The organism is Mucilaginibacter endophyticus, from assembly GCF_003351025.1.
In the GTDB taxonomy this organism is placed as follows: Bacteria; Bacteroidota; Bacteroidia; order Sphingobacteriales; family Sphingobacteriaceae; genus Mucilaginibacter; species Mucilaginibacter endophyticus.
The window spans coordinates 1,009,117-1,022,955 of sequence record NZ_QPCG01000002.1 but is presented as its reverse complement, the minus strand read 5'-3'; the positions used below and the strand labels follow the sequence as shown (position 1 = coordinate 1,022,955).

Here is a 13,839-nt window from a genome sequence, read left to right as displayed (position 1 = left end):
TCTCCTCGCCGCTGCCGCACATTCCTTTATATGCTCGTCGAAATGACATCGGGTTTGAATATTCAACCCGACAAAATACCACATAATATAGCCAAGTTTTTACAGCTAAAATGATTTGGCAGTTCTTAATTTTGATTATTCATCCAATCTAAATAAATGACAACAACCCGTTCTGCAGGCAGATCTGCATTGTTTAAATTTTCGTTAGTGTTATCTATCCTTGCTTCAGGCGTTTATCAAGCCGCGGAGGCGCAAACCGGCTATGAGCTAAACCGCGGCTGGAAATCAACCTCTATGAATAGTGTTAAGGATAATGGCACGGTTATATCCCAAACTAATTATGATCTGGCTGCGTGGAACCCGGCAGTTGTTCCTGGTACCGTGTTAACCACCCAGCTTGCCAATAAGCAGGTACCGGATCCTTTTTATGGGATGAACAACGAAAAGATCCCTGACATTTATAAAGTAGGCCGTGATTATTATACCTATTGGTTTGCAAAGGACTTTAAAGAAACAGCACCTGCCGGCAGCAACCAAACTTACCTAAACTTCCGTGGCGTTAACTACAGCTGCGATGTTTTCCTGAACGGACATAAACTAAACTCCACACTGCACAAAGGGATGTTTTTGCGCCAGAGTTATAACATAACCAAATGGCTGAGCAAAAACGGAAACAACCGTTTAGCGGTTATTGTATACCCTCCGGATGTAGTAGGTAACCCCAACGGCGGTCAGGGCGGCGATGGTACAATTGCCCGTGGTGTGGGTATCCAATATACAGCCGGTTGGGATTGGATCCAACCCATCCGTGACCGTAATACAGGTATTTGGGATAAAGTAACTATTGAGCACACCGGCGCGGTAGTTATCAAAGATCCTCATGTAGTTACCCTTGTTCCGGGTGTACGTCAGCCAGAAGGTGCACAGCAGCCTGCCATTTTACAAGTATCGGCCGAGGTTGAGAACGCAACCGGCGCGCCTGTCAGCGGTACTTTACAATATAATTTAGATGGTAAACTGGTATCGCAACCGGTTACATTGAAAGCCAACTCAAAACAGGATGTTAAATTGGCCGATTACAGCCTGAAAAATCCTAAGCTTTGGTGGCCAAATGGATACGGCCCGCAAAATTTGTATAAGCTTAATCTCCAGTTTGTGGCCGCTGGCAAGGTATCCGACCAAAAAAATATTGAAGTTGGTGTACGCCAGATCACTACCGAATGGAATAACAAAACTCAAAGCCGCCAGGTTAACATAAACGGTCAAAAAATATTTATTAAAGGCGGAAACTGGATCATCTCCGATCAGATGCTGCGCTTTAGCGATGCCCGCTATGATGCCGAGGTTCGTTTTCATCGTGATATGAACCTAAACCTGATCCGTGTTTGGGGTGGCGCGCTGATTGAACGCCCCGAATTTTATGAAGCTTGTGACAAATACGGTATGCTGGTTTTCCAGGATATGTGGGGATCAGGCGACTGTAACGGCCGCTGGACAGATCCAATGAAAGCCGATGACCAATGGACTCGCCGCAAATATCCTGATGACCATGACTTGTATTTAAGATCGGTAGCCGACCAGGTTAAACTGGTACGTAACTTCCCGTCGCTGGCTATTTGGTGTGGTGGTAACGAGATCACTCCGCCCGAGGATATCTTCGCGGCACTGCGTGATACTATTATGCCTAAGCTGGATAATACCCGCTGGTTTATCCCTTACTCAAACTCCGAAGAAATGTCGCGCAATGTACAGGGCGGTAATGGTGACGGCCCTTATGGTGTTCAAAGCCTTACAACTTTCTGGGATCATCAAACCTATCCTTTCAATTCGGAAGTAGGTTCGGTTGGTGTAAGCGATTATGAATCGTTAAAACGCTTTATTCCTGCCGAAAATATGGTTGTTCCTGAATTTGACGCGTCAACCGGCAAAACAAAAACAGATCCGGTTTGGGAGTATCACAAATATATTGGCTACGATGGTTTTATTGACAAATATGGCAAAGCCAAGGATGTTGAAGATTTTGCCACCAAAGCCCAATTGGTAAACTATGATCAGTACCGTGCGCTTATGGAAGGCTTTAGCTCGCATATGTGGGATTGGTATACCGGTACCATCATCTGGAAAACTCAAAACCCATGGACAGCCATGCGCGGCCAGATGTATGATTATTACCTTGACCCCAATGCTTGTTTGTATGGTTTACATAACGGAAGCGAGCCTTTACACATCATGTACAACCAAACAGATGGTATGGTGATGGTAGCCAATAATACGTTTAAAACACACAGTAACATGCTGCTGGTTGCCAAAACCTATGATATGGACGGTAAGGAGAAGGTATTAACCCAGGTTTTTGCCGATGTAACGCCAACCACAACTAAAAGGTACTTGTCGCTTAAGCACGAGATCGAGAAAGAAGCGAAGGATAAAGGCGTGTTCCTTTGCCTGCAGCTGCTTAAATCCGATAAAGAAGTGATCAGCGAAAATATTTACTGGATACCTGATGCAAACGGCGATTTTTCGGGCCTGCAAAAAATGCCTAAAGGTAATTTAGGTGCTGCAGCCAAATACCTGAAAAATGGTAAGGTAGAAGTTACCCTGACAAATGAAGGTAACGGCGCGCTTGCATTCTTTAACCGTTTATCATTAGTTAATGCTGATACTAAACAACGGATTCTTCCGGCGTTTTACAGCGATAACTATGTAACCGTATTACCCGGCCAAACCAAAAAAGTTGTTATCGATCACAATCCGGGAGCAGACAAAAATCTGGCTGTAACCGTTGGTGGCTGGAATGTCGCTGAAAGAACTATATCTATCGACAAATAATAACAGACAGAAGAAAATGAAAGTTATCTCAAAATATTTGTCAGTAGCAGCTTTAATGCTTGCCTGCACACGTGGTGTTAGTGCCCAGGAAACAGTTGCAAAATTTCCTTTGATCCCTTATCCCACACAATTAACTGCCGGCGAAGGTTCTTTTACCATCACATCTAAAACCGGTATTGTTACTTCTAATGCTTTTAATACTGAAGCTTATGCTTTGAAAGATCTGTTGCGTAAGGGTTTGGGTAAGCCAATTGAGGTAAGTAAGGTAAAGAAAGCCCATGCTATTAACCTGGTTTACGACGCAAGCATAACTACGCCCGAAGCTTACCGCATGAGTGTAACTAAAGAGCAGGTAGTGATCAGGGCGAAAGACCCGGCGGGTGTATTTCACGCGGTAGAAACCATCCGCCAGTTATTGCCTGTTGGTGTTGAAGCGGGTGTTGTACAAAAGCAATTGTCGTTGCCGGTCGTTGCCATTGAAGATGCGCCTGTTTACGAATGGCGCGGAATGCATCTGGATGTATCAAGGCACTTTTTCTCGATAAGCTACCTGAAAAAATTTATCGACAGGATGGCTTTATACAAGATGAATAAGCTGCACCTGCATTTAACTGATGATCAGGGCTGGCGTATTGAAATAAAAAAATATCCGCTGCTTACCCAGGCCGGTGCATGGCGCACGTTCAACAACCAGGATTCGGCTTGTATGAAGAAGGCTAAGGATAATCCTGATTTTGTGATCGACAAAGAGCATATCATCCAGAAAAATGGTAAAACCCTCTATGGTGGTTTTTATACGCAGGACGAAATGAAAGGCGTAGTAGCTTATGCTGCTGCCCGCCATATTGATATTGTTCCGGAAATTGATATGCCGGGGCATATGATGGCGGCTATTAACTCATACCCGTTTTTAACCTGCGACGGTGAAAATAAATGGGGCGAACTGTTCACCAAGCCAATTTGCCCTTGTAACGAAACTACCTTTGAGTTTGCCGAGAATGTATTTACCGAGATCATGCAGATTTTCCCGTCTAAATATATCCACATCGGCGGTGATGAGGTTGACCGTACCAACTGGGGTAAATCGGATGCCTGTAAAGCTTTGATGGCTAAAGAGGGTATTAAAGACCTGGCCGGATTGCACAGCTATTTCATTAACCGCATGGAGAAGTTTTTTAACTCTAAAGGCCGTAAATTGATAGGTTGGGACGAGGTGATTGAAGGTGGTATTAGTCCAACGGCTATTATCATGTACTGGCGTACCTGGGTACCCGATGCACCGGTTAAGGCGGTAAAAAATGGCAACACGGTGATCATGACACCGGGTGAACCACTTTATTTTGATAATCAGCCTGATCAGTATTCTGTCAGCAGGGTTTATCATTTTAACCCTATACCTAAAGTGCTGAATGCTGAAGAAGCCAAATCAATTATTGGTGCACAGGCTAATCTCTGGTCGGAGATGATCCCTTCAGAAAAACGTGCCGATTATATGTACATGCCGCGCTTAACCGCGCTTGCTGAAATGTTGTGGACGCATAAGGAATCCGACTATGATTCGTATTTGCAGCGTTTGACAGAGCAATACAAAAGGATGGATGCCTTGAAGATCAACTATCGTTTGCCTGATCTGCCAAATCTGCTTAATCAGTATGTTTTCACTAATGAAGGTAAGCTGAGCATTACATCTCCATTGCCAAGCCTTACTCTCCGTTATACTACTAATGGTACTTTGCCTGATACAAAATCGCCTGTATTGCCATCGCCTTTAACCATCTCTAAATCACAATTAGTAAGGGTTGCCGCATTTACACCAACCGGAACCCGTGGCGATGTATATAACCTCAATTACACACAACAACAAATGCTTGGTCCGGTAAAAATTGCTCCGCCAAAGGCAGGACTTACCGCTACTTACTATAAAGCGTCCTTCAAAAAAACAGCTTTGATGCAAAACGCGAAAGTTGATAGCACCTTCAGTACCGATAAGATAGAAGTACCTGCTACGGTTAAAGCCCCGTCGTTTGGTATTACTTATAAAGGCTATATCGATGTTCCAACCGACGGCATTTACAGTTTCTATTTAACCTGCGATGACGGCGGCGTGCTTTACATTGGCGATAAAACCGTTGTAGATAACGACGGTAACCACTCGGCGCAGGAACGCAGCGGACAGGTTGCCCTTAAAATGGGAGTTCATCCGTTTAAGCTTGATTTTATTGAAGGTGGCGGTGGCTTTAAGCTGTTGCTGAAGTATAGTGTCAATGGCTCGGCTCCACAGGATGTACCGTCATCATGGTTCAAAAACTAATAACCAATTATGAAGAAGTTTACAGGCATTGCCTTATTGTTACTTACTACCGGTTTAAATAGTTTCGGCCAAACGGCTCCCAGGCCTTATGGCGTATTACCCACGCAGGGACAGCTCAACTGGCAGGAAACCGGGATGTATTGCATTATCCACTATGGGGTGGATACCTATACCGACAAAGAATGGGGTTTTGGAGATGAGGATCCAAAGATCTTTAATCCATCGCAGTTTAGCGCCCTGCAGATTGTAGCAGCCGCGAAAGCCGGCGGTTTTAAAGGGGTGGTGGTTGTGGCTAAACATCACGATGGTTTCTGTATCTGGCCAACTAAAACTACTGAGCATAATATCACCAAAAGCCCATATAAAAATGGTAAAGGCGATATGCTGAAAGAATATCGCGAAGCGTGCGATAAATTGGGTATGAAGCTTGGTGTTTACTGCTCGCCATGGGACAGGAATAATCCATATTACAGTACGCCAGAATATGTAAAGATCTACCGTGAGCAGTTGAAAGAACTATATACTAATTACGGCCCGTTATTTATTTCATGGCATGATGGCGCCAACGGTGGCGATGGCTATTATGGCGGCAAACGTGAAGTAAGAAAAATTGACCGCTCAACTTATTATGGCTGGGATACAACCTGGGGCATTACACGCAAATTGCAACCTAACGCGGTGCTGTTTGGTGATGTTGGCCCGGATGTGCGCTGGGTAGGTAATGAGGAAGGCCATGCAGGGGAAACCTGCTGGGCTACTTATACGCCTCATGCTCCGGATGAAGGTAAGGTTCCGGCTAACGGTTATGTGAAAGATTATGAAGGTACAGAAGGTACCCGCAATGGTAAATACTGGATGCCTGCCGAATGTGACGTGTCATTGCGTCCCGGATGGTTTTATCATAAAACGCAGGATGAGGGTGTAAAATCGCCTTATACCTTGCTTGATCTGTATTACAAAAGCGTAGGCCGTGGTGCGGCGCTTGATTTGGGTTTATCGCCAGATCCGCGTGGTGTTATTAACGAGATTGATGTGAAATCATTAACAGAGTTCGGCAACCTGCTTAAACAAACATTTGCGGTTAACCTGGCAAAGGGTGCGACACTTACGGCAAGTAACGTGCGTGGTGGAAATAAGGCTAAGTTTGGTCCGCAGTTTTTGTTGGATGATAGCCGTTACAGTTATTGGGCTACAGATGATAAAGTAACTACACCAACTTTATCCATCGATCTACATTCGCCAAAAACATTTAATGTGATCCGTTTGCGCGAGAATATCAAACTTGGGCAGCGTATTGAGGCTGTCGCAGTAGATGCATATCTGAATGGCAAATGGGAGCAGATAGGAGAGGCAACCAGCATTGGTGGCAACAGGCTGATCCGTTTAACGCAAAACATAACGGCAAGTAAATTAAGGATGAGGGTTACTGCATCGCCGGTAGCCATTGCTTTAAGCGATTTCGGGATTTATAAAGAGCCTGTGCATTTAACCACGCCAAAAATATCGCGCGACAAAAAAGGCGAAATCAGTATCACCACCGAAGCACCGGTAAGTAATATTCGCTATACGCTTGATGGGCATGAGCCAACATCGAGTTCGCCTGTTTACAGCAAACCATTTACACTTAACGAAGGTGGTACTGTAAAGGCCCGCAGCTTTGAAGGTAAAGATCAACAAAGCGAAAGTACTTATGTATCATTCGGCTATGCTAAAGCCGATTGGAAGGTCTTGGATGCCAATGCTGCCGGCGACGAGTGGAATAAAGCAGAAAATGCTTTTGATGAAAATACCCGTAGTCTTTACGCTACCCTGAAAAAAGAAGATGCGCAATTCCCGCAGCAGATAAGCGTTGATATGGGTAAGGAGCAAACGATAAAAGCATTTGGTTATTTGCCAAGGCAGGATAAACAAGCCGACGGTATTGTTGACAGTTACGTTTTCTACATCAGTAATGATGGCAAAACCTGGGAAAAGGTGGCTTCGGGCGAATTTTCAAATATCAAATCGAACCCGATTGAGCAGCCTGTAGTATTGAAGCAGGAAGTAACGGCGAGATACTTTAAATTTGAAGCCGCGCATGTAATTGCAGGAAATGGCATAACCGCGGCCGAATTAAGCGTATATTAATAATCTATTAAGTATTGGGGTTTACTTTGCAGGCAATATAAACCTCAATACCATCATCTAAAATAAAGAATGAAAAAACAACTCGTTTTGGCCGGTTTGCTGGCCATGGTTAATTTAAGTTCCCATGCACAAAGGCATCAATCGCAGCCTATGAAAAAGGTCGGCGGTTTAACGCAATATGTCGATCCGTACATTGGTACCGGTTTCCATGGGCACGTTTTTGTGGGCGCAAGCGTTCCTTTCGGTGCCGTGCAATTAGGTCCAACTAATATTTCTGAGGGCTGGGACTGGTGCTCTGGCTACCATATTTCCGATTCTACCATCATTGGCTTCCAGCATACGCACTTAAGCGGTACGGGTATTGGCGACCTGGGCGATATTTCTTTCATGCCTACAACAGGCGCTATCAACGTTTACAAAGGCAGCAATAAAAATTTAAAAAGCGGTTATGTATCGTTGTTTAGCCATAAGGATGAGGTTGTAAAACCTGGTTACTACAAAGTAAAGCTTAAAAAATATGATATCGGTGTCGAGCTTACCGCCAGCACCCGCGTGGGGATGCATAAGTACACCTTCCCGGCATCAAAAGATGCGCATATACTGATTGATCTACAGGAAGGTATTGGCTGGGACAGGCCAATGGAAACCTACATCAAACAGGTTGATAAAAACACCATTTGCGGGTATCGTTTTTCAAAAGGCTGGGCAAATGATCAGCGTATTTACTTTACCGCTGTATTTTCTAAGCCTATCAAAACATTCGCGGTTTATGACAGCACTGCTAACGTAAAAGGTACCGAACTTAAAGGCGTAAAAGTAAAAGGTGTTATCAGCTTTGCTACAACCAAAGGCGAGGTTGTTTATGCTAAAGTGGGTATCTCGCCGGTAAGTGCCGAGAACGCGATGCTGAACATCAAAGCAGAAATACCGGGCTGGGATTTTAATAAAGTTGTTACCGACGCGGATGCTGCCTGGAATAAGCAGTTAGAAAAGATTACCATCAAGGCTGATTCATTGTCGCAAATGAAGAAGTTTTATACTGCTTTTTATCACACCATGATAGCACCGTCTATTTTTAACGACGTAAACGGCGAATACTGGGGAACAGATAAAAAAGTACACAAAAACGAAGGTTTCAATAATGTAACCACGTTTTCGTTATGGGATACTTACCGTTCAAACAATCCGCTGTCAACCATTATCCACCCTGAGCATGTGAACGATATGATCAACTCTATGCTGGCAATCTACCAGCAGCAGGGCAGCCTACCTGTTTGGCATTTGATGGCCAACGAAACCAACTGTATGGTGGGATACAGCGCTGTACCCGTAGTTGCGGATGCATTATTGAAGGGTTACAAAGGTTTTGATGCTAACTTAGCTTACGAAGCCATGAAAACTACCGCAATGGGTGATGATCGTGGTATCAAATACGTGAAAAAATATGGTTATATCCCTGCAGATAGCAGCCGAGAATCGGTTTCGATGGGCCTTGAATATGCTATTGACGACTGGAGCCTGGCGCAGGTAGCCAAAAAATTGGGTAAAACTGAAGACTATGCTTATTTCAGCAAACGTGGCGCATATTACAAAAACTACTATGATGCCAAAGCTGGTTTCATGCGTGGCCGTTTATCACAGGATGCATGGCGTACACCGTACAGTCCGTTCATTTCTATCCACGAAACCGGCGACTTTACAGAAGGCAACGGCTGGCAGTATACTTTCCTTGTTCCGCAGGATGTTGAAGGTTTGATAGATATGCTGGGCGGCGTTGATAAGTTTAATACTAAGTTGGATTCATTGTTTATCGCTCAGGGCGATATGGGCAAATTTAAATCGCCGGATGTTTCAGGTTTAATTGGTCAGTATGCCCACGGCAACGAGCCAAGTCACCCAATGAGCTATTATTACGCTTACTCAGGCAAACCATGGAAAACAGCTGAGAAGGTAAGATTTATCCTTGATGACTTTTATACAGATAAACCAGACGGGATTATTGGTAATGAAGACGTAGGTCAGATGTCGGCCTGGTATGTATTATCGGCAGTTGGTTTTTACCCGGTTAACCCGGCCAATGGTTTGTATGTGTTTGGCAGTCCGGTAGTAAATGAAGCTACGTTGAAATTGCAGGGGAATAAGAAATTCCACGTAATGGTAAAAAACAATGGCCCTAAAAATAAATACATTCAGGCCATGACGCTAAATGGCGCTGATTACACTAAAACTTACATCAAACATACTGATGTAATGCAGGGTGGCGAACTGGTAATTACCATGGGCGATAAGCCCGGCACCGTTTGGGGTGTTGGTGAGGCCAATAAAGCTGTTTCAGTGTTGAAGTAAGAATAGTTTCTCAATCATGTCATTGCTTCGCAATAGCATGATTTTATTAAACAGAAAAGGGATGCGCAAAGCGCATCCCTTTTCTGTTTGTAGGTTTTGGAAAGATGTTTTGAAATATCTCCATATGGAAAATCTCTAATTAAAACTTAATCAGTCTTCCTCATGTTATCCCTACATGAACCGTCTCCTCAAAAAGCTCGAAAAAATTGGCCGTGATCCTAAGGTTACTGCAAAGGCCGTTGGCCTTCGTTATGTGTCTGACTCATCTGCAGGATATACTCGCAAAAAATCAGGCAAAGGCTGGAGCTATTATGATGCTGACGGCAATTTGGTGAAGGACAAAGAACTGATAACAAGGTTCAATAAACTGGTGATCCCTCCGGCTTATACCCATGTATGGATTTCACCGTATGAAAACGGCCACCTGCAATTTACGGGTACCGATGTGGCAGGGCGTAAACAATACCGTTATCATGCGCACTGGAACCAGATCCGTAATCAATCCAAATATCACCGAATGCAAACTTTCGCGGCTCATTTGCCCGCAATCCGGGAGCAGGTGGATAAAGATCTGGCAAGGCGTAATCTCGGTCATGAAAAGGTGGTGGCGCTGGTGGTTAGGTTAATGGAACTAACCAGCATCAGGGTAGGGAATGAATCGTATAAAAAGTTGTACGGCTCATTTGGTTTAACAACGCTGCAAAATAGGCATGTGAAGGTTGAGGGCTCTAACCTGAGATTTGAGTTTAAAGGTAAAAAAGGAGTGTTTCACAAAGTATCATTGCAAAGCCGCAAGCTGGCCCATTTGGTAAAACAATGCCGTGACATCCCCGGGAAAGAGCTTTTTCAATACTATAATGAAGATGGTACCCGGTGTAGTGTTGGTTCAGGTGATATCAATAGTTATCTGCACGAAATAACCGGTGAGGATTTTACGGCAAAAGACTTCCGTACCTGGGCGGGCAGTGTGAGCGCGTTGTACGCTTTTAAGGAAGCCGGTGAGTTTGATAGCGTAACCGAGTGTAAAAAGAAGATAGTAAGTGTACTGGACGAGGTTGCTATAAACCTTGGGAACACGCGTACTGTTTGTAAAAAGTACTACGTGCACCCATCGGTTATTAAAAGTTATGAGGAGGGAACCATTTTTAAATATATCAGCCAGCTTGATGAACGCGAAGATGTAAAAGCTGCCGAACTTAATATTGCCGAGAAAGCATTACTCAACCTGCTGGAAACGGAAAAACTGGCCGAGGCCAGTTAAGCTGGTTGAATATGTTTACCGGGTTGATTATAGAGCGGTATAAAGAACGATTAACTATAAACTGATCTCCGAAAAACCCAGGCTCAAATCAACCATTTACTTTTTACGGGTAGTGATGAGTACGACGCCGTCTTTGGCTTTATCGCCATATTTCTTGGTAATATCATCGCTTTTCATTATTGAAATGCTTTCTATCTTATTAGGGTCCAGTTTTTTAAAGGCATCTATCGTGCTATTTTTACCATCTATAATAACTAATGGGTCTTTATCGCCACTGGTTACAATACGCATTCCGTTTACGTTTAATGCTTTGATGTTAGCTTTTTTACCATAACCGGTAACAGCCACATCGCCGCCGTCCGCAACTATGGCAGCATCGCCAGATCTTACGCTGTATGACAACGTAGCCGGTTTGGCTTTCACGCCATTTACGGTCACCGTACTAACGCTGCTTGTACTTGCTGTACTGCTGATGCCTTTTACTATTACTACGTTTTTAAGATTTTTTACATCTACTTTTTTATCGTCGGGAACAATGGTCAGGGCAGTAACATTTGAACTGTTGTTGTCATCTTCTATCACAGCGTCGCCACTCATGTTGGTTGCGGTCACTTTTCTTAGCACAATGTCTTTAGGCACATTTTGCTCAAGCTCCTCTTTATTGGGGGCATCTTTTGTGATGATATAAGCTACTTTAACAGGTTTGCCTTCAACTTTTGCAAGTTTTCGGGCTCTTTCACCCGTAAGTATATACATGTTTTCGATCTTCGTAGGGTCGAGGTTTTTACCTGTCGATACTGCGCCATTTACCACAAATACCAGCGAGTCTTTTCTAAGATCCCCTATTATTTTGAACTTTTTATTGGTGTCGGGCTGAATAGCCAATGGAGCTGTTGCTGCGATAGGACTTAAAACTACATTGGGAAGCGTTGCGGGCGTTAGTACGGTTGCAGCCTTGGGAGCTTTTACTTTAGCTGTTGATTTTGTTGCTTTGGCGGGTTTAACTTCAGGTTTATCAACCTCGTCGGGGTTGATGTTAATGATCCTGGCCAGAGGTTGTACCGCGTTGGCAAGGGTGATCCTCACAGGCTTGGCAAAATCAGCTTTTGAAATGCTGAACACCAGTAACAGGGCCATAACAGCCGGCACTACAAAAGCGTAGCGGGTGAGGTTAAGTTTCGACGATCTCTTCGCGTTCATCATGATTATCCGTTTTTTTATGGTTGAAATATTAAAATGGTTTACAATGCCGGGTTGGGTGTTGCTAAAACTCACATTCACCAAACTATACTGGTACGCTTTACTGTCGATGCCGTTTTTCAGGATCTTGCGGTCGGTAATAAACTCAATGTTTTCGCGTACAGCCCTTTTTATAAGCCAGATGCCCGGGTTAAACCAATAAAAGATACTGCTAAGCTCTGCCAGCAAAATATCAGCAGTATGCCACTGGTTTACGTGTACCTGTTCATGCAGTAGGATCGATTTCAGGTCGGCGGGTTCATGCTTAGCAGGGTTTACATAAATGCTTCGCCAAAAAGAAAACGGCGCCGCGTCCTTATCCATTACCCTCACCAAATGTTCGCCTATGTATTGAGGTTTAGAGTTTTTATACAATCGTAATAAGGAGAGCAGCTGCAATGCCAGGCGAATGAAGAGCAAGGCTGCCCCCGTCCAGAAAATAACACTCAGCCAATACCAGTAGTCAAATGTTTGCGCCGGCAGGCTCACCAGTTGGGCCCGCGACTGCCAGTTGATGGCTATCTGCTCTATCGGTTTGGCCAATTCCTCGTGCCGCTGCACAAATGCCGAAAAGTTGATCTGCGGATAAATACTTGCAAACAGAATGGCCGCAAGTAAATAAATACGGTTAAGCGTATAAAAGGTGAGGGGCCTTAGCACCAGGTAATAGCCCGCGCAAAACAATAGCAGGGCTATGTTCACTTTTAACAAAAAAACAAATATTGCCGGCATGGTTGTAAGGTTTATTGTTTTTCAATGAGTTTGATAATCTCTTTCAGGTCGGTAGCGCTGATCTTTTTTTCGTTGGCGAAAAACGTAACCAGATCTTTATAGGAGTTTTGGAAGTAGTTGCTTACAAAGCCGCTCATAAAGCGTTTTTTATATTCTTCTTCCTGTATCAGGGGCAGGTAACGAAATGAGTTACCCAGCTTTTCGCTTTTCAAAAATCCTTTGCGCTCCAGGTTTTTTACGGTTGAGGCAAGGGTAGTGTAAGGGGGCTTAGGTTCGGCCAGCTGATCTAAAAAATCCTTGATAAATCCCGGGCCCGATTGCCACACCGCCTGCATTGCTTCTTCCTCTTGTTGCGATAATTTCTCCATTGTGTTTACGATTGTTTCGTAAATCTACGAACTGTTCGTAGAAATGCAAACTTATTTTTACTTTTTAACAGAAATTAACGTTTGATGGGAGAGGTTAGGGGATTGAGGAGAGGTGAGGTATCCATTCTCTTTCAATTATTCACTCCTCATCTTCAAACCCGCGTTAGGGATAGTAGCGGATACCGGCCAATGAGCGTAAGGCCTGCAGGCGTATGAGCGGATAGCCCGGCCGGAGGCAACGCCCATAATTCTGAACCGGGGATTAAACGGATTTTTATGATTTCAGGATTTTTTATTTAAAATTATTTATTCTCAAATCGAAAGGCAGAGACATTCGTAATCTATATTAAAACTAATCCACAGGACAGATCAACTAAGGTCTAATTTCCAACCTCTAATTTTTATGAGGGCGTTGCCCCCGGCCGGGCTATCCGCTCATACTACACAGGCATTAANGCGTTAGGGATAGTAGCGGATACCGGCCAATGAGCGTAAGGCCTGCAGGCGTATGAGCGGATAGCCCGGCCGGAGGCAACGCCCATAATTCTGAACCGGGGATTAAACGGATTTTTATGATTTCAGGATTTTTTATTTAAAATTATTTATTCTCAAATCGAAAGGCAGAG

The 13,839-nt window shown here is 44.0% G+C and carries 7 protein-coding genes; 5 read left to right on the top strand and 2 right to left on the bottom strand.

Translation table 11 applies throughout. From position 1 onward, the window contains the following. Nucleotides 1-156 precede the first annotated feature (156 nt). The 5 genes from DUL71_RS11710 to DUL71_RS11690 all read left to right on the top strand — a co-directional run bounded on the left by DUL71_RS11710 (nt 157) and on the right by DUL71_RS11690 (nt 10,874). Nucleotides 157-2,829 carry a glycoside hydrolase family 2 protein gene (locus DUL71_RS11710; protein ID WP_114938244.1) on the top strand — a complete coding sequence of 891 codons (2,673 nt, stop codon included), beginning with the start codon at nt 157-159 and terminating at the stop codon, nt 2,827-2,829. A 16-nt stretch (nt 2,830-2,845) separates the two neighbouring features. Further along, nucleotides 2,846-5,140 carry a family 20 glycosylhydrolase gene (locus DUL71_RS11705; protein ID WP_244228738.1) on the top strand — a complete coding sequence of 765 codons (2,295 nt, stop codon included), beginning with the start codon at nt 2,846-2,848 and terminating at the stop codon, nt 5,138-5,140. A 9-nt stretch (nt 5,141-5,149) separates the two neighbouring features. Beyond that, nucleotides 5,150-7,267 (top strand): alpha-L-fucosidase, encoded by a 2,118-nt coding sequence (locus tag DUL71_RS11700; protein WP_114938242.1) that lies wholly within the window; start codon nt 5,150-5,152, stop codon nt 7,265-7,267. A 69-nt stretch (nt 7,268-7,336) separates the two neighbouring features. Further along, nucleotides 7,337-9,613, top strand: a complete 2,277-nt coding sequence (locus tag DUL71_RS11695) for a GH92 family glycosyl hydrolase (protein WP_114938241.1) — start codon at nt 7,337-7,339, stop codon at nt 9,611-9,613. A gap of 175 nt (nt 9,614-9,788) precedes the next feature. Further along, nucleotides 9,789-10,874: a DNA topoisomerase IB gene (locus DUL71_RS11690; protein WP_114938240.1), complete on the top strand. Its 1,086-nt coding sequence runs from the start codon at nt 9,789-9,791 to the stop codon at nt 10,872-10,874. Nucleotides 10,875-10,970: 96 nt separating this feature from the next. Here DUL71_RS11690 and DUL71_RS11685 read toward each other — a convergent pair whose 3' ends face one another. Both DUL71_RS11685 and DUL71_RS11680 read right to left on the bottom strand, forming a co-directional pair. Next, nucleotides 10,971-12,845, bottom strand: a complete 1,875-nt coding sequence (locus tag DUL71_RS11685) for a M56 family metallopeptidase (RefSeq protein WP_114938239.1) — start codon at nt 12,843-12,845, stop codon at nt 10,971-10,973. Nucleotides 12,846-12,856: 11 nt separating this feature from the next. Then, nucleotides 12,857-13,213: a BlaI/MecI/CopY family transcriptional regulator gene (locus tag DUL71_RS11680; RefSeq protein WP_114938238.1), complete on the bottom strand. Its 357-nt coding sequence runs from the start codon at nt 13,211-13,213 to the stop codon at nt 12,857-12,859. Nucleotides 13,214-13,839: the final 626 nt, after the last annotated feature.

Coding starts and splice junctions, on each gene's coding strand:
- DUL71_RS11710 (WP_114938244.1), top strand. CDS start 157: ATGACAACAACCCGTTCTGCAGGCAGATCTGCATTGTTTAAATTTTCG.
- DUL71_RS11705 (WP_244228738.1), top strand. CDS start 2,846: ATGAAAGTTATCTCAAAATATTTGTCAGTAGCAGCTTTAATGCTTGCC.
- DUL71_RS11700 (WP_114938242.1), top strand. CDS start 5,150: ATGAAGAAGTTTACAGGCATTGCCTTATTGTTACTTACTACCGGTTTA.
- DUL71_RS11695 (WP_114938241.1), top strand. CDS start 7,337: ATGAAAAAACAACTCGTTTTGGCCGGTTTGCTGGCCATGGTTAATTTA.
- DUL71_RS11690 (WP_114938240.1), top strand. CDS start 9,789: ATGAACCGTCTCCTCAAAAAGCTCGAAAAAATTGGCCGTGATCCTAAG.
- DUL71_RS11685 (WP_114938239.1), bottom strand. CDS start 12,845: ATGCCGGCAATATTTGTTTTTTTGTTAAAAGTGAACATAGCCCTGCTA.
- DUL71_RS11680 (WP_114938238.1), bottom strand. CDS start 13,213: ATGGAGAAATTATCGCAACAAGAGGAAGAAGCAATGCAGGCGGTGTGG.